The 22,226-nt window shown below is 45.2% G+C and carries 20 protein-coding genes; 11 read left to right on the forward strand and 9 right to left on the reverse strand.

Annotated elements, in window-relative coordinates; translation table 11 throughout:
• The first annotated feature begins 261 nt into the window (after window positions 1-261).
• From AACR75_RS03520 to AACR75_RS03550, 7 genes are all read left to right on the forward strand, one after another.
• The gene (locus AACR75_RS03520; RefSeq protein ID WP_047688771.1) at window positions 262-2,022 is read left to right on the forward strand and encodes a PTS ascorbate-specific subunit IIBC; all 1,761 of its coding nucleotides are present in this window, start codon (window positions 262-264) and stop codon (window positions 2,020-2,022) included.
• Between the two features lie 77 nt (window positions 2,023-2,099).
• Window positions 2,100-2,582, forward strand: a complete 483-nt coding sequence (locus AACR75_RS03525) for a PTS sugar transporter subunit IIA (RefSeq protein WP_013868340.1) — start codon at window positions 2,100-2,102, stop codon at window positions 2,580-2,582.
• A gap of 7 nt (window positions 2,583-2,589) precedes the next feature.
• Window positions 2,590-3,282, forward strand: a complete 693-nt coding sequence (locus AACR75_RS03530) for an L-ribulose-5-phosphate 4-epimerase (protein WP_013868339.1) — start codon at window positions 2,590-2,592, stop codon at window positions 3,280-3,282.
• Between the two features lie 5 nt (window positions 3,283-3,287).
• Complete coding sequence (locus tag AACR75_RS03535) at window positions 3,288-4,109, forward strand: Cof-type HAD-IIB family hydrolase (RefSeq protein WP_047688774.1); 822 nt, start codon at window positions 3,288-3,290, stop codon at window positions 4,107-4,109.
• 5 nt (window positions 4,110-4,114) lie between these two features.
• Window positions 4,115-4,762, forward strand: coding sequence for a 3-keto-L-gulonate-6-phosphate decarboxylase UlaD (locus AACR75_RS03540; RefSeq protein ID WP_047688778.1), 648 nt, complete (start codon window positions 4,115-4,117; stop codon window positions 4,760-4,762).
• A gap of 8 nt (window positions 4,763-4,770) precedes the next feature.
• The gene (locus AACR75_RS03545) at window positions 4,771-5,652 is read left to right on the forward strand and encodes an L-ribulose-5-phosphate 3-epimerase (RefSeq protein WP_029189691.1); all 882 of its coding nucleotides are present in this window, start codon (window positions 4,771-4,773) and stop codon (window positions 5,650-5,652) included.
• Between the two features lie 188 nt (window positions 5,653-5,840).
• Window positions 5,841-6,263, forward strand: coding sequence for a hypothetical protein (locus tag AACR75_RS03550; protein ID WP_047688781.1), 423 nt, complete (start codon window positions 5,841-5,843; stop codon window positions 6,261-6,263).
• Window positions 6,264-6,297: 34 nt separating this feature from the next.
• On the opposite strand, the gene AACR75_RS03555 is transcribed toward AACR75_RS03550, so the two are convergent.
• A complete protein-coding gene (locus tag AACR75_RS03555; protein WP_047688784.1) occupies window positions 6,298-7,269 on the reverse strand; it encodes an arginine deiminase-related protein in 972 nt (323 codons plus the stop codon).
• 501 nt (window positions 7,270-7,770) lie between these two features.
• Here AACR75_RS03555 and AACR75_RS03560 point away from each other — a divergent pair.
• Together AACR75_RS03560 and AACR75_RS03565 are read left to right on the forward strand one after the other, a co-directional pair.
• The gene (locus AACR75_RS03560) at window positions 7,771-9,615 is read left to right on the forward strand and encodes an ABC transporter ATP-binding protein (RefSeq protein ID WP_047688787.1); all 1,845 of its coding nucleotides are present in this window, start codon (window positions 7,771-7,773) and stop codon (window positions 9,613-9,615) included.
• Window positions 9,616-9,712: 97 nt separating this feature from the next.
• Complete coding sequence (locus AACR75_RS03565) at window positions 9,713-10,417, forward strand: DUF445 domain-containing protein (RefSeq protein ID WP_047688790.1); 705 nt, start codon at window positions 9,713-9,715, stop codon at window positions 10,415-10,417.
• Between the two features lie 89 nt (window positions 10,418-10,506).
• On the opposite strand, the gene AACR75_RS03570 is transcribed toward AACR75_RS03565, so the two are convergent.
• On the reverse strand, window positions 10,507-11,262 hold the full coding sequence (locus AACR75_RS03570; protein ID WP_081989708.1) for a phosphatase PAP2 family protein: 756 nt from the start codon (window positions 11,260-11,262) through the stop codon (window positions 10,507-10,509).
• A gap of 312 nt (window positions 11,263-11,574) precedes the next feature.
• Window positions 11,575-13,452 carry a PhoX family protein gene (locus AACR75_RS03575; RefSeq protein ID WP_047688794.1) on the reverse strand — a complete coding sequence of 626 codons (1,878 nt, stop codon included), beginning with the start codon at window positions 13,450-13,452 and terminating at the stop codon, window positions 11,575-11,577.
• A 442-nt stretch (window positions 13,453-13,894) separates the two neighbouring features.
• Between AACR75_RS03575 and AACR75_RS03580 the strand changes: the two genes are divergently transcribed.
• Entirely contained in the window at window positions 13,895-14,455 is a 561-nt protein-coding gene (locus AACR75_RS03580; RefSeq protein WP_047688797.1) for a hypothetical protein, read from the forward strand.
• Between the two features lie 23 nt (window positions 14,456-14,478).
• Window positions 14,479-16,047: a methyl-accepting chemotaxis protein gene (locus AACR75_RS03585; protein WP_013868325.1), complete on the forward strand. Its 1,569-nt coding sequence runs from the start codon at window positions 14,479-14,481 to the stop codon at window positions 16,045-16,047.
• A gap of 117 nt (window positions 16,048-16,164) precedes the next feature.
• On the opposite strand, the gene AACR75_RS03590 is transcribed toward AACR75_RS03585, so the two are convergent.
• From AACR75_RS03590 to AACR75_RS03615, 6 genes are all read right to left on the reverse strand, one after another.
• Window positions 16,165-17,001, reverse strand: coding sequence for an arginase family protein (locus tag AACR75_RS03590; RefSeq protein ID WP_047688800.1), 837 nt, complete (start codon window positions 16,999-17,001; stop codon window positions 16,165-16,167).
• Between the two features lie 6 nt (window positions 17,002-17,007).
• The gene (locus AACR75_RS03595) at window positions 17,008-17,742 is read right to left on the reverse strand and encodes an IclR family transcriptional regulator (protein WP_010316838.1); all 735 of its coding nucleotides are present in this window, start codon (window positions 17,740-17,742) and stop codon (window positions 17,008-17,010) included.
• A 161-nt stretch (window positions 17,743-17,903) separates the two neighbouring features.
• The gene (locus AACR75_RS03600) at window positions 17,904-19,790 is read right to left on the reverse strand and encodes a methyl-accepting chemotaxis protein (RefSeq protein ID WP_017049277.1); all 1,887 of its coding nucleotides are present in this window, start codon (window positions 19,788-19,790) and stop codon (window positions 17,904-17,906) included.
• Between the two features lie 324 nt (window positions 19,791-20,114).
• On the reverse strand, window positions 20,115-20,972 hold the full coding sequence (locus AACR75_RS03605) for a hypothetical protein (RefSeq protein WP_047688803.1): 858 nt from the start codon (window positions 20,970-20,972) through the stop codon (window positions 20,115-20,117).
• Complete coding sequence (locus tag AACR75_RS03610; RefSeq protein ID WP_017048124.1) at window positions 20,972-21,835, reverse strand: ABC transporter ATP-binding protein; 864 nt, start codon at window positions 21,833-21,835, stop codon at window positions 20,972-20,974. Before AACR75_RS03610 ends, AACR75_RS03605 begins: the two co-directional genes overlap by 1 nt.
• Window positions 21,832-22,203: a GntR family transcriptional regulator gene (locus AACR75_RS03615; protein ID WP_026028428.1), complete on the reverse strand. Its 372-nt coding sequence runs from the start codon at window positions 22,201-22,203 to the stop codon at window positions 21,832-21,834. The genes AACR75_RS03610 and AACR75_RS03615 overlap by 4 nt, the downstream gene beginning before the upstream one ends.
• Window positions 22,204-22,226: the final 23 nt, after the last annotated feature.

The raw sequence follows: 22,226 nt of genomic DNA on the forward strand, positions 1-22,226 counted from the left end.
CTAACTAATTGATTTTATTTTAAATAAAATTTTAACTGTGACTTGAGTATCAAATAATGTCTCCATTTGGCGAAGAAATTGATAAAAATCAAAATAATCACAAATGAGCATTGAATGATTACTTTTGATTGGTAAAGTCTATTTCGTGAGCAAAACAGGATTGAAATCGGCATCACCTTGCTGATTCACTCTGACCTACACCCAGCTTCGAGTAAGACGGGAATACACATAACGATAAATAGAGAATCAAGGGGTAAAGATATGCAGTTCATCTACGATATCTTCTACATTTTTTATAGCCAAGTAATGACTAAAGCACCTTTGCTGCTGGGCTTAGTCACCCTTATCGGTTACTGGTTATTAAGAAGAGATACCACCACCATCATTAAAGGGTCGATCAAAACCATCGTCGGCTTTATGTTGGTACAGGTGGGTGCAGGGACCTTAGTGGCAGGCTTTAAGCCTGTGATTGAGAAATTATCGGAATATCATGGTTTAACTGGCTCGGTTATCGACCCGTACACCTCAATGATGGCCACCATGGAAATCATGGGGGATGATTATTCTTGGGTCGGCTATACCGTGCTACTGGCACTGGCGATCAACATCTTGCTCGTTTTGCTGCGCCGCTACACAGGCATTCGCACCATCATGCTAACGGGGCATATTATGTTCCAACAGGCAGGGTTAATTGCGGTGTTCTACCTTGTGCTGGGCGCAAGCATGTGGGAAACCATCCTTTATTCGGCTGTTTTGATGGCGCTCTACTGGTCTATCTCCTCCAACATTATGTTCAAACCCACCGAAGCCGTCACGGGTGGAGCCGGTTTCTCCATCGGCCACCAGCAACAAGTCGCGTCTTGGATTGCAGTTAAGATTGCCCCCAAATTGGGCGACAAAAACGAGAGTGTCGACCACCTTGAGCTGCCTAAATGGTTGCACATTTTCCACGACAGTATTGCCGCAACCGCGATTGTGATGACGCTATTTTTCGGCATTATTTTGCTCTCATTTGGTTTAGACAACCTGCAAGCAATGGCGGGAAAAACCCATTGGTCTATCTACATTCTAGAAACTGGCCTTAAATTTGCGGTAGCGATTCAAGTTATCGTAGCGGGTGTACGTATGTTCGTTGCCGAACTGTCTGAAGCCTTTAAAGGTATCTCAGAGCGCGTCATTCCTAACGCGGTTTTAGCCATTGACTGCGCCGCTATCTACGCGTTCTCACCTAATGCCATGGTGTTTGGTTTTATGTGGGGCGCGATTGGTCAATTTACGGCGGTGCTGGCCATGCTCGCTTTTGATGCACCGATCATGATCATTCCCGGCTTTATCCCGATGTTCTTCTCCAACGCGACCATTGGTGTTTTTGCCAACCACTTTGGCGGCTGGCGCGCGGTCATGAAGATCTGTTTTGTGATGGGTATCATCGAAGTCGTTGGCTCAGCATGGGCCATTCACATCTTCAACCAATACGGCACCGAATTCAGTGGCTGGATGGGCATGGCCGACTGGGCGTTAGTCTTCCCGCCAATCATGCAAGGCTTATCCGTCTCAAAACTGTTCTTCTTTGTACTGATTGCATTGGCTGGTATGTACATGTTCTTTGCCTCTAAAAAACTGCGTGAAGAGGAAGATGCACAAGGTTTGGTGAACATCAGTGACGATCCAGAAGTCATCGCCGCCGTCGAACAAGCACTGAAAGTCAGTGATGGCGTGCGCCCGGTCAGCATTTTAGCCGTGTGTGGCAATGGGCAAGGCTCCTCAATGATGATGAAGATGAAAATCGGTAAGTATCTGGAGAAAAAAGGCATTCCACACGTGATGGATTCCTGCGCAGTGTCTGATTATAAATCTAAGCTCGCCACCACCGACATCATCGTCTCATCAAAACATCTCTCTGGTGAGATGGAGCCCGGAGAAGGCAAATTTGTGCTCGGCGTACAAAACATGCTGAATCCGAACTCTTTTGGTGATGAGCTGCTCGATATCATCGATAAAAACTTTGTCACTTTGAAATAGCTATTTACTACAAAACGATAAGTACAAAAACAACAATAGGTGCCAGACGCACTGGCACCCACTCTGGAGATAGAACCATGGGACTGAAACAATCACTGATCGACAATGATTCCATCCAATTAAATGCACAGGCGAGCACTTGGCAAGAGGCAATCAAAATCGGTACGGATAGGCTGATCAAATCAGGAGCCATCCACCCCTGCTATCACGATGCCATCATCAGCAGCGTTGAACAATTAGGCCCGTATATCGTCATCGCGCCGAATCTTGCCCTGCCTCATGCTCGTCCTGAAAATGGCGTGATCAGAACCGCCTTTGCTTTAGTGACGCTGCAAACGCCTGTCTATTTTGACGGCGAAGATGAACCAGTCGATGTGCTGATCACCTTGGCTGGTAGCTCGTCTGATCAGCATATGGAAGGATTAATGGAAGTAACCCAAGTGCTGGATGATGAAGAGAGCGAGACTGGCGTTGATCTCGATAAACTGCGCCGTTGTCGTACCGCGCAGGATGTTTACCAAGTGATTGATGAAGCGTTAGCGGCGCAATTGGTCGAGTGAGGATGTCATGTATAGCGAACTAAAACAGCGAGTATTTGCGGCAAATCTTAAGCTTCCCCAATACGGTTTGGTCACTTTTACTTGGGGTAATGTGTCAGAAATAGACCGCGAGAAGGGCGTCATCGCCATCAAACCTTCCGGCGTAGAATACGATGTGATGAAAGTCGATGACATGGTGATCGTTGATCTTAACGGCGCGATTGTGGAAGGCACACTTAATCCATCCAGTGATACAGCCACTCACCTCGAACTCTATAAAGCTTATCCAGAGATTGGCGGCGTGGTACACACCCATTCGCGCAGTGCCACTATTTGGGCGCAAGCGGGCATCGACATTCCTGCTTTAGGGACCACTCACGCCGATTATTTTTACGGTGACATCCCCTGCACACGCAAACTTTCTTGCGATGAAATCGCTGGCCAATATGAGAAAAATACCGGCCTTGTGATCATCGAAGAGTTCAAACATCGTCGCATTGATCCGATGGCAGTGCCAAGCGTGATTGTCGCCGGGCATGCTCCTTTCTCTTGGGGCAAAGATGCTAACGATGCGGTTCATAACGCCGTCGTCTTGGAGGAGATTTCTGCCATGGCGCTGGCGACTCGTTCACTCAACAGTGGCATCAAGATTCAACCGGAATTATCCGATAAACACTATCAACGTAAGCATGGTGATAACGCTTACTACGGTCAAAGGTAGCGGCTATGTATAAAGTTCTCGCGCTCGACCTTGATGGCACGGTGTTGACTGATGAACACACCATTCATCCTCAGCTAAAGCAGGCGATTCAACAAGCGCAGCAACACTGCCACGTGGTGATCGTGACTGGCCGCCACCACACGGCGGCTAAACCCTATTATCACGAATTGGGGCTCACAACCCCCATCATCTGCTGTAACGGCACGTATGTGTATGACTACCAAAATGAAAAAGTGCTCAAGCACAATGCCATCACCAAACACGATGCATTGACCTTTCTTGCACTGGCTAAAGAGTTTCAAATGAAACTGGTGATGTATGTGACCGACGCGATGACCTATTCCAAGCGTAGCCCAATCGCCTACATGCAAGCATTAGAAAAATGGGCCAACCAGTATCCACCGACGGCACAGCCCAAAATCGAGCAAATTGACTCGTTTCGTCACCGCGTCGAGCAAGAAACGTTTATTTGGAAATTTGTGGTTGAAGGGCTACCGAGTTCCGTTGAACGCCTTGCCCAACAAGCTTGGGTACAAGAGACATTCAATGGCGAGCGTTCATGGTCGAATCGCGTCGACTTTGCTGCCAAAGGCAACAGTAAAGGTCAGCGCTTGGCTGAATATGTGCAATCGCTCGGCTACCACGCTAATCACGTGCTGGCTGTCGGCGATAACCATAACGACATTTCAATGCTCGACTACGCCGGGCTCGGTGTGGCGATGCTCAATGCCGACGATACGGTGAAATCCCACGCCAAACTGATTTGTACAACCGATAACAATCACGACGGGCTCGCCCGTTTGATCCGTGACAAAATTCAAGGATAACTCTCATGACTAAACCAATGATCCAAATCGCTCTCGACCAAACTGACCTTATTTCTGCCATCGAAGTGGCAAAAAACGTAGCAAGCTTTGTTGATGTCATCGAAGTGGGCACCATCCTCGCCTTTGCTGAAGGCATGAAGGCCGTCAAAACGTTACGCCATAATCACCCTGACCATATTCTAGTATGCGATATGAAAACCACCGATGGCGGCGCTATTTTAGCGCGGATGGCATTTGAAGCTGGCGCGGATTGGATCACCGTTTCTGCCGCAGCGCATATCGCTACCATCAGTGCGTGTAAGAAAGTCGCCGATGAACTGGATGGCGAAATCCAAATCGAAATTTACGGCAACTGGACCTTTGCTGATGCACAAGCGTGGATTGACCTTGGTATCACTCAAGCCATTTATCACCGTTCAAGAGATGCCGAACTGGCCGGTATTGGTTGGACAGGCGAAGATGTTGAGAAGATGCGAACCCTATCGAATATGGGGCTGGAGCTTTCCATCACAGGTGGCATCGTTCCAGAAGATCTCTATTTATTTGAAGGCATTAAGGCCAAAACCTTCATTGCGGGGCGTGCATTGGTCGGTGAAAAAGGTCGCGTCACTGCTGAAGCACTGCGCAGTCAAATCGATCGTTTTTGGTGCTAGGAGGCCGTATGTATCAGCATTTGCCACGCCAACGTATCGGGTTGTATGAAAAAGCGCTCCCCAATCATTTCAGTTGGGAAGAAAAGCTCGCCACAACAAAAGAGCTGGGGTTTGATTTTTTAGAGATATCCGTCGATGAGTCGGATGAACGTCGTCAACGCTTAGACTGGGATGATGCAACCATCTATCAGCTACGAAGATGGTGTGAGCAATACCAAATCCCGCTACAATCGATGTGCCTAAGTGCACACCGCAAGTTTCCTTTTGGCTCGTCAGACCCCGCCATTAGAGAGCAAGCCATTCTGCACATGGAGAAAGCAATTACCTTAGCTTACAAACTGGGCATTCGCACCATCCAACTCGCAGGCTATGATGTCTATTACGAACCCGCTAATAAAGAAACTCATCAACGTTTCATTGAAGGCATGCAGCTTGCCGCCAAATTGGCCGAGCGTGCTGGCGTGATGCTGGCAGTGGAGATCATGGATACCAGCTATCTTAATTCACTGAGCAAGTTCGAAATACTAAAGAGGGAAGTACCCTCCCCCTATTTTATGGCGTATCCAGATGTAGGCAACATTTCAGGTTGGAACTACGATGTGTGTACTGAATTGGCACTTGGTATGCCACACATTACTCAGATCCACCTTAAAGATACTCATTGCGTCACCTCTAGTTCCACGGGCCAATTTCGAGACTTGGTGATTGGTGAAGGAGAAGTCAATTTTGATGCTATTTCCCAAACGCTGAAAGAGGCAAACTGTGTTGTGCCGATGGTGATCGAAATGTGGGCGCAAGATGAACATTGGAAACACAATATTCGTGTTGCGCAGCATCGGCTAAATCAAGCCTGCGATGCCGCTGATTCGCCTCGTTTATTCAACCTATAGCTCATTTATTCAACCTATAAATTGTGCTCGGGTGCATCTTTTATGCATCCTTCATCCTCATATTGGATAATGCCGCGCCCTCTCCCCCGTGAGCGCGGTAGCTTTTCTTGGCAAATATTGACATCACCAACACAATCGCGCAGAGTTGCTTTTTGATAACGCCCCGATGCATAACACTCTGAGAACCAATGAAATTACTTCACTTACAACTCTTCTGGTATGAAAAGCATCACACCCTTTTAGAAATGGAAGTGCTCCCTACGCTCACCCCAACCCAAGAGCAAGCGCTGGCAGAATGGGTTAAGTGTCGACGCAAAATATTAAGCTTTGAGGCTCACCAGCATACTTGGGTAAAAGTGAATGTAGACGGTTTTTCTTCCGCTTTGCATTTAAAGCCTAATGGCACGTTGGTCGAGCGAGATCTGTTTGGTGAAAAAACGCTACAAGGATTATGGAAAGTCATCGACGGTTTCTTATTTATCAAAGTGATCAGCGGTGAATTTATTGTCGAATATCAGATTGTTGGCAATAACGAACAGAGCATTCACTGCGGTATTGAGTACATCAACGGCCGAGTCAGTACCTACAGCAAATTTATTCAAACCAAATGAGAGTTTCCGAACCATTCCCTTGAAGCACTCGATATTAGCCAGTCGTAGGAAGAAAAATCTCACCGAGCATACATCTCACCGAACCACCGCCAATATCCTCAATGGTCTTCACATTACACGGCAGTAACTTACCGTGACTGGCCAGTTGCGCACGCTGCGCCGGCGAAAAGGCATCAAACGCCGATTGTGACATAGCGATCACTTTATCTCCTGCCGCCGTTTCTAATTGTAAAATGTTGCCGCAGAAACAGTTCATCTGCTCAAGTGAAATTGAGATGATCTGTTTATCTTTGGCCAGTGATTTAACCACAAAACGACGTTCAAACTCCGGGATCACTTCATCGCAAATCACGCAGAATGCTTCACCAACCGCCATCATCACATTGGTGTGATAAACCGGTTGGCCTGAAGGCAACGCCGTTTGAAAAGAGACCACGCGATCATAACCGATACGTTTGGCGTACTCCTCTAGCACTTCACGGTCGCAGCGCTGTGACAACGCCGAATAGATGGTTCGATTAAGGTGATCCATCACCATCACACCGGTGCTTTCAAGATAAGCCTGCTGGTCTTGATACGCGAGCAACGAATCTTGAGCCAATACCTTGCGACCTGACAACGTAAGGGCTTCAACCAACGCTTGTGGGCGCACTTCTTGCTGTCGATTTTTACAAGCCATCGGAAAGGTAAACAAGGTTCCCTCTGGCGTAGTGCTAAACCAGTTATTGGGAAAGACGGCATCTGGCGTTTCCACTTCAGATAATGGGTAATCAAACTCCACTACTTGTACGCCTTCGAGACGCAGTGTCTCAACCATACTTTGATATTCGGCCATGGCTTGGATGCGAACTTGTTCGGTACTCAATGCAACTTGGTGTTGAAATTCATTATCTTGTGCCGTTTGAGCGTTAAATTTGAACTCTTTTGGCGGCACCATTACGACACAATTGGCATTTTGCGCTGTATTCACGGCTGGCTGTGTGATCACTTGTTCCTGCAACATCATAGAAACTTTCCCTTCTACTCACTTTAGGCCAATTGTAAGCATAATGTTAAAACAACATTGACTGAATTTTGGGTTATTTCATCGAATAACTCCTATTAATTACTGAGAAAACTATTTTTCACATTAAAAATTACGGCAAAATCCTCATCACACCTAAAAATATTCACCCTTATTCAAAAAATATTCACAGTAAAAACTCACTTAAAAGTAACGCAACTCGTTTATGGTTCTCTTATCGTCGATAACGATATTTAACTCGCTTCATTTTTTCACCCGATGGACGTTAGAGCCGATGCTTGCTGCATTGACCACCGTATTAATCAGGCGCCGTTTTCTAGAGCCAAGCGCGAAAAGTAATCCGCCACTTATGTTGTGATTTCGTTATACTTCTGTTCGGCTTACTCCATCATTTGCTCCCCTTATAGGAGTTCAACGTTAGATTCTCGCGTTCTAGGCTTTTGGTCTCTCATACTTTAGCGAGAATTGGCATAAGGATTTTCGATGTATAAAAAATTTGAAAGCTTTACCCAAGCCTTTCCCAAAGAGGAACCCAAACAGCCTCCTGCGACCTTATGGGCCTTTTGTCGTTACTACACGCGCGGCTTTGAAAAACCACTCATTTTAATGGCGTTAATCAGCACGTTAATTGCCGTTGTTGAAGTATCACTGTTCGGTTTTATGGGCCAACTGGTGGATTGGCTCTCATCCAGTAACCCAGAGACTTTCTTAACTGAGAACCGAGACACCTTGATCGGTTTATCTATTTTGGTACTCGTGATCATGCCACTTTTGATTGGCATCTATTCACTGTTGATCCACCAAACTATGCTCGGCAATTATCCCATGTCGATCCGTTGGTTAGCGCACCGTTATCTGCTCAAGCAAAGCCTCTCTTTTTACCAAGATGACTTTGCGGGAAGAATTGCCACTAAAGTAATGCAAACGGCGTTATCCATCCGCGAAACCGTGATGAAGACCTTGGATGTGTTTGTCTATGTGTCAGTCTATTTCACTGCGATTGTGGTGATGTTGGCGCAAGCAGACTGGCGTTTAATGGTGCCGATGCTAGTCTGGCTCGCGGCCTACATTTGCATTCAACTTCACTTTGTACCACAGCTTAAAAAAGTGGCATCAGAACAAGCCGATGCTCGCTCAACCATGACAGGGCGCATTGTCGATAGCTACACCAATATTGCCACGGTCAAATTGTTCTCACACACCCGCCGAGAAACCGACTATGCCGAACAAGGCATGGAGAGCTTTTTAGACACGGTTCACCGCCAAATGCGTTTAGTGACTGGTTTTAACCTGTGCGTTGAACTCGCCAACTATATTTTGGTGTTCGTGATTGCGGCAACTTCGATTTATCTATGGATGCAGAGTGCCATCAGTATTGGTGCAATCGCGATTGCGATCAGCCTTTCATTGCGCATTAATGGCATGTCGAAATGGATCATGTGGGAAGTTGGCGCACTCTTTGAAAACATGGGCACAGTCGTGGATGGCATGAAAACCCTCTCGAAACCGATCACCATTGAAGATAAACCCAACGCAAAACCGTTGCAGGTTGCACAAGGTGGCATCGAATTTGATGACGTGAGTTTCCACTATGGCGAGAATAAAGGCGTTATTAACCATTTAAACCTGACCATTAAACCGGGTGAAAAAGTGGGTTTAGTAGGGCGTTCTGGCGCTGGAAAATCGACTTTAGTCAATTTACTGCTTCGTTTTCATGATGTTGAAGGTGGGCAAATTCGTATCGATGGGCAAGCGATCAATGAGGTCACCCAAGATTCGTTGCGCAGCAAAATTGGTATGGTGACGCAAGATACTTCACTGCTGCATCGCTCGATCCGCGATAACATTTTGTATGGCAACCCTGATGCAAGTGAAGAACAACTGCTGCAAGCCACCCGACAGGCACACGCGCATGAGTTTATCGAAACACTCACCGACCCATTTGGTAACCTAGGCTATGATGCGCAAGTGGGCGAGCGCGGCGTAAAACTGTCTGGCGGCCAGCGCCAGCGAATTGCTATTTCCCGCGTGCTGTTAAAGGATGCGCCACTGTTGGTACTCGACGAAGCCACATCCGCACTCGACTCCGAAGTGGAAGCGGCAATTCAAGAGAGCTTAAATGAGCTGATGCAAGGCAAAACCGTGATTGCCATTGCTCACCGTTTATCAACTATTGCCGCAATGGACAGGTTGATCGTACTCGATAAAGGTAACGTCGTTGAGCAAGGCACACATCAAGAGTTGATCGCTCAAAACGGCATTTATGCACACCTATGGGCGCACCAAACGGGTGGCTTTATCGGTTGCAACGACATTGAGATTACTTAACGGTTTATCAACGGAGTTTGCGCTCCGTTGATGCTTCCACAATTGACTCTTTTTCCTTAGAATTCGCCCATTCCCTTTATTTAACTAGATTTGGATTATGAACAAGAGCTTACTCACTAATATCGTTGCGCTAGCGCTCCTTGCAGCGGGCTATCAACTGAATAACACTATTGCGCTGTATGCGGGCTTATTTGCCTTTTCTGGCGCAATCACCAACTGGCTTGCGATTCACATGCTGTTTGAAAAAGTGCCAGGACTCTATGGCTCGGGTGTGATACCTGCTCGCTTTGAAGAGTTCAAAACCGCAATCAAGAGCCTGATGATGGAGCAATTTTTCACCCAGTCCAATATTGACCGCTTTCTCAGTAAAGAGATGACGGGCAGTAAAACGTTGGATCTTGAGCCTGTGATTGCCAAAGTTGACTTCAACCCAACCTTTGATTCTTTGGTCGAAGTGATTGCAAACTCTCCATTTGGCGGCATGCTGGCGATGTTTGGTGGAACCGACGCGCTACAACCACTCAAGCAACCGTTTGTCGAAAAAATGCAGCAATCTATGATTGATATCAGCCAAAGCGATAGCGTTAAACAAGCGCTCAAAGAGCAGTTAGAAGCTCCTGAGATGATTGAAGAGATCACCGCTAACATCGAAAACATCATCGATCAACGTCTCAATGAACTCACGCCTAAATTGGTGAAAGAGATGGTACAGAAGATGATTAAACAGCACCTTGGCTGGTTGGTTGTTTGGGGTGGAGTATTCGGTGGTTTGATTGGTGTGGCTTCCTCCTTCTTTGCCTGATTGCCGTTACTTATGTGATAGTAAAATGTGATTACAAAAAAGCCAGCACGTTTAAATGTGCTGGCTTTTTTATGATGGCTCGTGACCCGTTAACAGAGATGAAGACGCGTTAATAGTGGTTTTAATTTAGGGTGATCTAAGGGGTACACTTTGGGTATCACAAGGTAAATCATGCTGACAAACAGCAAGGAACCGTATAAATCAACCGGACGATGCATCCCTAACCATAAGCGGCTAAAGGCGACCCCACAGGCCCAAAGCAGTAGACCCGCCGCAAAAATATAGCGCTTTTGTTCAATAAACAGGCCACCAAAGAAAGCCAGACAAATAGCAGCGAAGATCGTATGGCCAGAAGGGAATGAATAGTCCTTTTCACCCTGCCAATGACGTAAACGCCAGTCACTGACTTGGGTTGCGATGTCGGTCATCACACTTTCTTTTTGTAATTCACTCAATTTATAAAAATGCGCAGGGTTTGGGATAAGTAACTCATACGTCATTAATTCGGTGTATGGACGAGGGCTCTCTGTCAGATGTTTTAAACCCGTTTTGGCAGCCATACCAATCACCAATAACAAGCCAATTTGAATAATGCGGTTAAGCAGTTCAATGCGGGAAGTCGCTGTCCGTGTTGCCAAAAAAGCCAACAAAGCAAAGGTAAAGCCAAAACCTTGCCAACCGGCCGAATCGGTTAAATAGGTAAAAAATACACCGACGCCCTCGCTCACTGGCGTGGTCAAATCAATCGAAGACCCAACCAATGAGATGGGAACTAACAGCAACGAGAACAAGGCTAAGAGTACTAAGCCCGATTTTTTCATTTGGATTTGCTTTTTCACGCTCAATAGACACCGCTGGATTATTGAAGATCAGCATAATAACGGACGATACGCAAAGAACGTATCAAGCAATTGTCAATTTGAGGGAAAATAATCGCCCCGATCTCACCCTTTTTACTTATTTTCCTGACACAAAGAGTTCATACATAACGTGTAGAAAAGGCAAACCAGACCATGTCCTGCCTAACCGAAACAACGTCTTCTTTCGTGCAAGATAGGAGGCGCCAAGACCGTGAATGGATGATGGCAACAGCGTTGACCGACAGCAGGAATGTTAAAAAGGGAGCCGCAGCTCCCTTCAGAGGAAATGATCAGGGCTTATGCGCCAATCACCCCGCCGTCTTCACGAGTGATCATCATAATGGTCGAACGCGGCTTGGTGGTTCCACCGTATGGGAAATGCGATGGCGCTTCATCTTCCCCAGGGTGTTGAACGCCAACAAACATGGTTTTTTGATCCGGTGAAAAAGTTAACCCTGTTATTTCACAAGCAATCGGCCCAGTTAGGAAACGTTTTACTTCACCAGTAATTGGATCCCCACACAACATTTGGTTGTTGCCTTGCCCGGCAAAATCCCCTTTGTTGGAATAGTTGCCATCGGTTTGAATCCACAAGCGACCCGCTTTGTCAAAGCCGATACCATCTGGGCTGTTGAACATGTTGTCTGCTGAGATATTGTCGCTGCCCGCATAGAGATCGCCTTTATGTACCGTTGGGTTGCCCGCAATCAAGTACAGATCCCATGCAAACACAGTACTAGTGTGATCCTCATTGGCTGGCATCCAGCGCAGAATCTGGCCATAGTGATTCTTAGCGCGAGGGTTAGGACCACCAACAGGTTGCCCCTCTTTACCTCGATTTTTATTGTTGGTCAGTGTACAGAACACGTGCTTATTATCAGGGTGAATCGCAACCCATTCAGGACGATCCATTGTCGTAGCACCCACTTGAGTCGCTGCGCGGCGAGCAAAAATCATCACTTCTGCTTGGTCCTTAAAGCCATTTTCTGGCGTTAAACCATTTTTACCAAAGGTCAGTTCAAGCCATTTTCCCGAGCCTTTCAGCTCTTTCTCATTCATATCAAACTTAGCGACAAAGAGGGTTCCTTCTTCTAATAAATTGCGATTCGCCGCATCGTTACCAGCTTGGTAGCGATTTTTTGAAACGAATTTGTATAGATGTTCACCGCGTTCATCATCCCCCAGATAGACCACAGCATGGCCATCTTTGTTGAGAGTAAGCGCCGCATTTTCATGTTTGAAACGGCCTAACGCCGTGCGTTTAAGTGGCGTCGATGTTGGATCGTTCGGATCAATTTCCACCACCCAACCAAAGCGGTTTGGCTCATTGGGGTTTTTCGCAACGTCAAAACGCTCATCATGTTGGTGCCACTGATAATCACTGGGTTTGGCTTCAATACCATAACGCTTATGATCAGCCGTTAACTTCACGCCATCTTGGTTACTACCAAAGAAATCATCAAAGTTCTCCTCACACGTTAAGTATGTCCCCCACGGCGTTTGACCATTCGCACAATTGTTAAAAGTTCCCAGTGGATTTAAGCCCTTAGGATCAGTGGCGGTTTTCATTAGCGTATGGCCTGCAGCTGGCCCAGTGAGCAACATTGGTGTGTTTGCCGTGATACGACGGTTACGCTTCCCTGCGCGGTCAACCGTCCACTGGCCATTTTTGTTCATCACTTCAACGACAGTAACGCCGACCGCAGCTTGCGCTTTACGCACATCATCTGCTGTCATCGATTTACCTTTGTGATCAAACAAGTATTCGTAGTTGGTGTATTCATTATTAATCGCAAGTACACCGCGATCATCCGAAATTGGGAAGAAGCTCATGCCATCAGTGTTATCACCAAATTGAAGCTCTTGTGCTCGTGAATCTTGTTTACCACTTTGGTCAAACTCAGGAGCATCAACAGAAATAGGGTCACCCCATGAAATCAACGGAGTCGCTTTATACCCTTTAGGAACAACGATGGCATCTGCCGTTGAGACAGGAATGGCTTCAAAATTGAGCAGTGAAGAGCTCGACTTTGCCGCCACAGCCTTAGCAACTGGATTTAAAGATAAAAACGCGCCTGCACTGACTGCCGCACTACCCGCCATAAAACGACGACGAGAGAGCCTCGCTTCGATCATTTCACTAAATTGAGACTCTTGCTCTTCACGCTTCCACATGTTTGCTCCTTGACTTTACTTGTCTTGTTATTGGATTTTGCAAGCAGCTTAGCGGTCTATCGTGACAAATAAGTTAAATTTACATTGCTTAACGGTGACATTGAGTTAAAAAATAAAATCTATGCGTTAGCTAAATAAGCCATTCAGCACAGCTGGGTCACCACAAGTATCACTCCAAAATCGATATTTTCTAACCGACCTCGTCGAGAAAACAATACAACCGGCACCACCATCAAGCTTGTTAATTGTCAAAACGGATAGTTTTTTGTTTTGTTTGGCAAGAGATGAATATTCATTTGATCATGCGCTCAAATCACACCTATTTTTTTACAGTTTTCTATTCTTAAACTAGGCTCAAAGTGCATATGGATGAATATGAACATCTAAGATCACTACATACCTTATACACAATGCAAAATACCTAACTCGACTGGAGTCTGTTATGAAATACTTTATTTGCCTGATCGCTTGTTTCTCCTTTTCCTCCTTTGCTAATGAGTTTGAAGGGGCGCTAAAAAACTTCATTGATACCAAGGTGGCTGAAATCATTGCTAATCCCGTTTTAATCCAAGCCATTAATGCTCAAAACGCTCAACACGCTAACCTAACTCAAATGCAAATTGATCAACTCGACAAGGATTGGCGTAGCCAAGTGGGCCAAACCGATGCTCCACTGATCAACAAACTGCTCTCTTCCCCCGCATCTTCTGAACTTAAATCGATTCAACAAGCTAGCAACGGCCTAATTACGGAGATCTTTGCTATGGATAACAAAGGCCTGAATGTCGCCCAAAGCGAGATTACTTCTGACTACTGGCAAGGAGATGAGGAAAAGTGGCAAGACACCTACCTTAAAGGTCCAAGCGCATATCTAATTGGTGAGATAGAAGAAGATGAGTCGACCCAAATGTTTCAGTCACAGATAAGCCACAGCGTGGTTGACCCTAGCTCAGGGAAAGTGATTGGTGCCATCACCATCGGCGTTAACGTAGAAGCTCTTTAACTCATTAATCAGGATTACTCTATATGAGACTTAGTATTAGTCGGTTGGTAGTGGCAAGTGCGTCGCTACTTAGCGTTGTATCGCTGATTGCTATTTCCTATGCTCTATGGTCGAAAAGTGCCACAGTGATGTACTCGCTGAGCGCTCAAACTTATCAACAAATGGCGGCTTCTCTAGCTGAAAACGTCGCCACTTCGGTGCGCTTTAACAAAGTAGAGAGCTTGGAAGAGCGGGTTAAAGTCGCTGTCGATAGCAGCAATAAAGAACTCAAACATATAGCGGTTTTCCTTGCAGATGGATCTTTATTCTATCAATTAAATGAGAAGTCCGTATCTCCTAGCGGAGTCAATATAAAAAATGCGCTGACCCAAGCATCAACCAACGCCATCATTATTGAACAAAGCACACAACACGTGATCATCATCAACCCATTAACGTCGGGCAAGGAAGCAAAATTGGTGGGTTACTTAGTCACTCAGTGGCAATTTGACAAGGTCAATGCCATTTCCAAGGAACTGGGGCTATGGGCCATTTCAATTGGCATAACCTTCGTGTTGATTACTTTTATTGGCTTGTTTTTTATTTTGAGGAGCGCTCTACTGCATCCTTTAAATCAGCTGAAAAACTTATGTGAATCATTGGCTTCTGGTCGGTGTGACCTCAAGCAACGAATTCCATTTAACAAAGATAACGAGTTAGGTGACCTTGCCACAGCAATCAATATGTTCATTGAAAAAGTGGAACACACCTTCCACCCTATTGAACAAAACATCTGCAATGTCACTGATGTTACGAAAGCTGTTGAACGACAAGTGAAGCAGCTAGAACACAATATCAATGGTCAGCAGCGGGAAATTGCGCAATCAGTACAAATTGGTGAAGGTGCTCGGCAAAGCATTGCGTCAGTCACTGAGAATATCAATACTGCGTCGCTGTCTTTACAACAAGCCGTTATTTCTGGGCAAGAAAGTCAACAACAACTTAAACATGCATTAAGTGAAAATAAAAACCTAGCAGAAAAGTCACAAGTAACAGCAAAAACCGCTGAGAGCCTAAATGCCCAGGTTGAAAAAGTCACCGATATCTTACAGATCATCCGTACGATCGCTGATCAAACAAACCTGCTTGCGCTCAATGCGGCCATTGAAGCGGCTCGCGCGGGTGAGAATGGTCGCGGGTTCGCCGTCGTGGCAGACGAAGTGCGTAACCTAGCGGAAAAAACATCCTCTTCAACCAACCAAGTGGAAGAGATCCTTACCGTGCTTAGTAACTTTTCGAAAGACTTGATCGGCTACATGGGTGAAAGTGTCAATGCATCAATGAGTTGCGTTGAAGCTATTGAAAGTAGTAACGAGTTAGTCAGCCAAGCGATCAAGGATGTTAATCAAGCGAATAACGCCAACCACTTAGCGGTCAATTCATCTGATGAGCAACTGTCACATGTTGAAGATTTGCTAACGCAACTGAGCAATCTTAATCAACATTCACTCGAACTACTTAATGACAGCAAAGTGATGAGCGATTGTAGTAAAGAGCTCTTCCAGAAAGCACAAGCCACTTCATTATCACTCAGCAAATTTAGTGCTCATTAACCTAATACTAAAAACCGAACAACACACTTAACATACTTCAAATAGTTGAGTTCCATAAAACAAAAACCCCAGACAGCTGGGGGTTTTTATTTGGTCTATATGAGAATCAATATGTCACTACGCAGAGTGGATCACATCTGGCGATAAAGCACATAGCTCATCTAAAATTTCTTTGGTCTGCTTAGAATAAATCAATTTATCCTTCGCCCCCACCAGTTGGATAAGCTTTACCTTGCCCGAAAGCGCACATTGCCTTAACGTTCTTAATACCATTTGGTTATCTAACGCGTTGTTCTCATCAACCCCCACTCCCGGAACTAAAGAGGCTAAATCAATCGTCACGATCAGTTGATCACAATGCTCTATGTAGTGACCTAATTGGCTTTTTAGTTGATTACGATGACGAAAACCACACTCATTCAGCGTTAACCAATCACAGCCTAAATCTTCTGCATACTCCCACACTTGGTTGGATTGATGCATTTCATCAATTCCAATACAAAATAGGCGCGTATTGTTATAGCGAGAGAGTGCAAAATGAAATGCAGAGCCAACTTGTAGGTCCAGCGTTTGTTTCAGCTCAAAATGATGTCCGATACTCACAATACCAACTTCGTCATTCTCAAAAGCCATCACTGGTAATGCATTGAGCAGCATTTCGTGACAATTCGCTAGTACGACGGGCACTGAGCTCAGTGCTAATTGATGACTCAAGGTGTCTTGAAAACGGGTGGCATTTTTATCTTTGACGACTATATGTCCCGCATCAGAGTAACAAGGCGTGGATTGACGCTGATAGAGCCAATCTGATGCAAATTCAAGGCTCTGCTGAGCAAATTCAAACTCTACTTGAGACATTGGCTTTATCTGTTCACAGAGTGTCATGAACGTGAATGGATAAGCGGGTTGGCTCTGTGTACGACTCATACGGTAGCGTTTGAATAAACTTAGCATTATGAATTACCTTTCTGGTGGCAACGCTCTTGCTGCCTGTAATACATGTAAAATGATCCGCTGCTTGTTGGTTTCAACACGATGGGCTGGAGCCATCACTGAAATTGCGCCGATCAACTTACTCCCTTTCATTACGGGGGCACTAATTCCGGAAACGCCAGGATCAATTTCTGACGTGCTCACGGCGTACCCATTACGACGTATTTTTTCCAACTCTGTCTGCCATTTTTCCATTTGGTGGTCTTCACCAAAATAACGAAGAATTTTTTCACAGCGCGGAGCGGGTAAATACGCCAACATCACTTTAGATGAGGCACCTCGAAGCAGGGGTTGACTTTGACCCTGGACGAAGCTGCATCGAAGTGCCTGCATACTTTCTTTTTGGCTAACGCACAAGGCTCGGTATCCCACCGGAACCATGTATGCCGCCATTTCGCCTGTCTGTTTCTGTAATCGACTTAACACCGCATCGACTGCATCTAAATTGTGTTGACTCGTTTCATAACTGCGCATTAAAAGTAGAGCCGCCGAACCGATGATCAACGTTTTGTCGTGTGGGCTCTCTTCAATCAAGTTCCACTCTTTCAAAATCTTCAGATGTCGGTACAAACTACTCAGCGGAACTTGCAATTGTTCGCTCAAGGTTTTCGCTGATACTGGCTCTTCATTTACCGCCACTTGCATCAATAATTGCAGTGACTTTTCATTAACTTGGCTGGCCGATAATTTCGTTTCGTTCATGTTTTCTTTTTAGCCTCATTTATTCCACGCCTCAACTATGATTCTTATATATCGAGAATTTAAGATTAATAACAGACTTGCTTTCTCACCAAGTGAGAAAACATAACAATCTGATCAAAAAAAGGCTCCGCAGAGCCTTTTGAACAAAAAAGAAACAACCGTTACGCTAATTTAAATGTCGCTACTTTTGCACTCAGCTCTTCCGCTTGCTGCTTGAGTTCATTGGATTGGCTCAAGCTATCTTCTGCACCAATGACCAGTTGCTCCGTCACATCCTTGATAGAAGTAACATTTTGTGTAATTTCACTAGTCACATGCGTTTGCTCTTCGGCTGCCGTCGCAATTTGCGTCGCCATATCACTGATCAAGGCAACCGCTGCTTTAATTTCTTCAAGCGCACCGGATGCTTTATCGGCATCTTCCACTGAGTTCTCAGCGAGCGTTGAGCTGCTTTGCATCAACGATACCGCACGTTTGGTCGTTTCTTGCAGGGTATCAATGGTTGATTTTATCTCTTCGGTAGAAGTATGGGTGCGCTGAGAAAGCACACGGACTTCGTCTGCTACCACTGCGAAACCTCGGCCTTGCTCACCCGCTCGCGCAGCTTCAATAGCTGCATTCAGCGCAAGTAAGTTGGTTTGCTCTGCAATGCCTTGAATGGTTGCCAGTACGGTCGAAATCTCTTGCGCGTGTTGGTTTAGTGCGGCAATCACGCCACTGGCCTCACTCACTGATTTTGCCAAGTTATTGATCGAGCCTTTGGTATGAATCACCAAGGCATGTCCATTGTTGGTGCTGGTTGCCGAGTCTTGCGCCGCTTTTGCCGTTTGCTCTGCGTGAGAGGCTATCTCTTGCGTTGCCGACGCCATTTCAGTGACCGCAGTAGCGACCATCACAATTTCTTGCTGCTGGTGACTAAGCTCTGATGCCGATTGATTAGCGCGATGCGCGCCATGTTCTGATTGCGCTTCCAATTGATGAGACTGGTGACGAATATGGCCAATAAGTTGTTGTAAGCTTTCCACAAAGGTATTGAAGTTTCTGGCCAATTCACCTACTTCATCGCTGTTCTCTACTTCAATACGTTGGGTTAAGTCACCACTACCGTTTGCAATTTGTGCCAACGCTTGAGAAACATTATTCAAAGGACGGAACAAAATATTACACAATAAGTTGAACAGCAGAGTACAGAGTATGACCACAACGGCAGTAACAATGAGCTGGCTGAAGGTAGCTTCAGATAAAGGTGCGATGAGCGAATCGTGATTGATGACCACAACAGTACTGAGATTCGTTCCGTTGATGCTTCGGGCGTAGAGAACATACTCCTCACCTCGAATATCCACCAATAAATCGCTGCTTTTCGCAATCGCTTGGCGGATATCAGCGAAATTTAAACCCAGATCAGAAACACTTTTATTGAGCAGCTTAGTATCACTATGGGTAAAAATATTGCCTTTATCGTTAGCAATAAACATATACCCCTCACCCGGCAAAATAACTTGCTTCATGCTGTTGAGGATGTCAGTAATTTCTACGTCGGCGCCTAAAACGACTTGTTGGCCATGTAAATTCAGTGCCTTACCTAATGAAACCACATTAGCGCCCGTTGCCGCAGCAACGGTTGGGTTATCCATAAACACTTTTGATGGGTTTGCTTTAGCGTTTGTATACCAGCCCCATTTGCGCGGATCATCGTTCCCCGGCGGCAAGATGACACCATTGGCGTTATTTTGCGAACCGTCGGGGTAAGCAAGAAATACGTTGTCGAACGCTGCAGAATCTCGAACTTGTTTTAAATGTGTCACGATGGCTTGTTTCTCGGCATCTTGCGACAGCGAGGTTAAAGCACGCTCTTTCGACAGTAACCAGTCCGTCACATACTGATTATAAGAAGCGGTGGTACTTTGTAATCGTTGTTCAACATCAATATCTAATCGCTCCAGTGCAGCTCGATACGACAATGCTTCAACGAGTAATCCCCCAAGAATAATGGCAGCGCTGGCTGAAATCGCCAGTTTGTTTTTTAACGACATTTTTTTAAACATAGGTAGACCTATTTGTAATAGTAATTTAACTCAAACCGATAGAATTCTCGATCAATTGGACATTATAATTTCAAGCCTCGAAATAAAACTTGAAGCGGTCCACGTCTTTGTCATTGCTCACAAAGGACTACAAAATAGCATAGTGCATTTAACACATTTATATCATGTTAGTCAGAGAGTTGATTACTCATCACTTTGGAACTAACTTCTAATTTTGAGTGAATTTTTGGTCTAACCTTTTCTAGCCTCACCATAGTAACCGCAGGAAATAGGCGAAAAAAAAGAGAACAAACGCTCTCTTTTTGACCACAATTAACCAGAAACTTATCGGGTCAACAGTGACTTCAATGAAAGTTCATCAGTACTATAGAGCTTGTGGCTAATCCAGTAACTGGCGATACCAATCATGATATACACAAATAAATTACCCCAACCAGCACCTTCAAAAGCCGTGAACATGTTTGAAGAAGTCATTAACTGCAACGGCAAGTTGAAAATCGCGTGGTAAAACTCCCCTACAATGTCAGAATTCAGCATAACAATCGAGATCCATTTAAGCGCGAAACCGCCCACGAACATCACAAGGATCGGCGAATTAAATATCTGTGAAATAACTAAAGTAAAGCAGGCTAATGGCAGCATCGTCACAGCAATCACCCACATGATACTGAGGTAATTCAACCAGTGTTGAAGGGCATATCCTAGAGAACGTTGTTCAAATAGTAGGGCTAAACGGTTTTCTGTCGCTAAGTTAAGCCCCCACAGCAGAACGTCCGCACAAATGATTAACACGGAACAGACCACAGGGATTACAAATAAGCCAAACCCCAGTTTCACTATGTGGGTCATATTGTTCGTCACTGGCATGCTGCGCCAGAACATAGAGCTTCCCTCTTTACGCTCCTTGCGGAATGTTCTGGGGAAATAGAGTGAACTGAGCATTAGCGAAATAAAACCAACAAGCATGATGATAAAGCTGTTGAAATCATCCACAAATTCGATATGGACATCACTGATGTCACCACCAAATTCCATCTCAAAAAACAGGTTGTGTTGCAGTGTATTGTTCATTAACAAACTGATGAACAATAGGGTTCCGCATACCAATAGAAACAAAGGAATACGCGTAACATTTTTGTTTTCAATCAGCTCTTTTTCAAGCATATAAATACTGGGGTGCATTATGCGTTCTCCTTCTGCAAGGCAAGAAATAGTTCAGCAAGTTTTACACTGTAAATAGAACCAAGCCCTTCAACGGCTTGACGGTGTTCTGAAGTCAACAACCACTTTGTTGTTCCCAAGCTTGGCTGAGATGCCAAAGGACGATAGGTTTGGATAACGTCTTGATGTGCGTTACTGGCCTCTAGAACAAAATACCCTTGTGTAATCGCCTCCATTGAGTCTTGCAGCACGACCTTACCTTGCTTCAAGATCAGCACATCCGTTAGCAAATGTTCAATTTCCGATACTTCATGACTAGCAATAATCAAGGCACGCTCACCATCATGGAACCATTCGAGTAAGTGACGATAGAAGGTATCACGGTAGATTAGGTCCAAACCAAGAGTTGGCTCATCCAAAATCAGCACTTTGGTATCGGTGGCAATCACAATGGCTAAATGCAGTTGTACTTTCATCCCTTTTGATAAGGTACGAATTTTACTTGATAAACGAATGTTGGTTTGTGCAAGGACTTGCGTGGCCTTGTCTAACGAGAAACTGGGATGCACGCCTGACGTATAACGCAAAATTTGTTTAACCGTCATCCAATCTGGCAACACATTGACGTCTGAAATGTAGGAAAGATGCGCCATCACTTGCGCATGTTCCGTAATCGGATTTAAGCCTTGGATCAAAATGTCACCTTGATAATGGTGAGCACCGAGCAACGACTTAATTAAGGTCGACTTGCCCGCACCATTATGTCCGAGCAAACCGAGCACCTGTCCTGCGTAGAGCTTAAAGCTCACATTCTGCAGAGCTTCCGACTCGGCATGCTTTGCGTACTGTTTAGATACACCGTTGACTTCGACTAATGGATTCATTGGTCACCTTCAATATGCTGTTGTAGTTGGTTGATAAAATCCTCAAGCGGCATCGCCAATAGCTTGAGTGTTTGTGCAATTTCTGGGATCTGTTGCTCTAAAAAGTGCTGCTTTTGTTTCGCCTGTAATTGTGCTAGCGCTCCTTTCGCGACATACATACCTTGACCTCGTCTTTTTTCAACAATGCCTTCGTCAACAAGCAGTTGATAGCCTTTCATGACAGTTAAGTGATTGATTTTCATATCTGCCGAAACGGTTCTTACCGAAGGCAACGCACTATCTTCTAGCCAAATACCTTGTAGGATCTGCTCGGTAATTTTGTCGGCTAGCTGACGGAATATGGGTTGGTTATCTTGCCAATCTGTCACAATTTTATACCGATATAGTGTTA

The sequence above is a fragment of the Vibrio sp. ZOR0018 genome (assembly GCF_963865925.1).
GTDB lineage: Bacteria > Pseudomonadota > Gammaproteobacteria > Enterobacterales > Vibrionaceae > Vibrio > Vibrio anguillarum.

Coding starts and splice junctions, on each gene's coding strand:
- AACR75_RS03520 (WP_047688771.1), top strand. CDS start 262: ATGCAGTTCATCTACGATATCTTCTACATTTTTTATAGCCAAGTAATG.
- AACR75_RS03525 (WP_013868340.1), top strand. CDS start 2,100: ATGGGACTGAAACAATCACTGATCGACAATGATTCCATCCAATTAAAT.
- AACR75_RS03530 (WP_013868339.1), top strand. CDS start 2,590: ATGTATAGCGAACTAAAACAGCGAGTATTTGCGGCAAATCTTAAGCTT.
- AACR75_RS03535 (WP_047688774.1), top strand. CDS start 3,288: ATGTATAAAGTTCTCGCGCTCGACCTTGATGGCACGGTGTTGACTGAT.
- AACR75_RS03540 (WP_047688778.1), top strand. CDS start 4,115: ATGACTAAACCAATGATCCAAATCGCTCTCGACCAAACTGACCTTATT.
- AACR75_RS03545 (WP_029189691.1), top strand. CDS start 4,771: ATGTATCAGCATTTGCCACGCCAACGTATCGGGTTGTATGAAAAAGCG.
- AACR75_RS03550 (WP_047688781.1), top strand. CDS start 5,841: ATGAAATTACTTCACTTACAACTCTTCTGGTATGAAAAGCATCACACC.
- AACR75_RS03555 (WP_047688784.1), bottom strand. CDS start 7,269: ATGATGTTGCAGGAACAAGTGATCACACAGCCAGCCGTGAATACAGCG.
- AACR75_RS03560 (WP_047688787.1), top strand. CDS start 7,771: ATGTATAAAAAATTTGAAAGCTTTACCCAAGCCTTTCCCAAAGAGGAA.
- AACR75_RS03565 (WP_047688790.1), top strand. CDS start 9,713: ATGAACAAGAGCTTACTCACTAATATCGTTGCGCTAGCGCTCCTTGCA.
- AACR75_RS03575 (WP_047688794.1), bottom strand. CDS start 13,452: ATGTGGAAGCGTGAAGAGCAAGAGTCTCAATTTAGTGAAATGATCGAA.
- AACR75_RS03580 (WP_047688797.1), top strand. CDS start 13,895: ATGAAATACTTTATTTGCCTGATCGCTTGTTTCTCCTTTTCCTCCTTT.
- AACR75_RS03585 (WP_013868325.1), top strand. CDS start 14,479: ATGAGACTTAGTATTAGTCGGTTGGTAGTGGCAAGTGCGTCGCTACTT.
- AACR75_RS03590 (WP_047688800.1), bottom strand. CDS start 17,001: ATGCTAAGTTTATTCAAACGCTACCGTATGAGTCGTACACAGAGCCAA.
- AACR75_RS03595 (WP_010316838.1), bottom strand. CDS start 17,742: ATGAACGAAACGAAATTATCGGCCAGCCAAGTTAATGAAAAGTCACTG.
- AACR75_RS03600 (WP_017049277.1), bottom strand. CDS start 19,790: ATGTTTAAAAAAATGTCGTTAAAAAACAAACTGGCGATTTCAGCCAGC.
- AACR75_RS03605 (WP_047688803.1), bottom strand. CDS start 20,972: ATGCACCCCAGTATTTATATGCTTGAAAAAGAGCTGATTGAAAACAAA.
- AACR75_RS03610 (WP_017048124.1), bottom strand. CDS start 21,835: ATGAATCCATTAGTCGAAGTCAACGGTGTATCTAAACAGTACGCAAAG.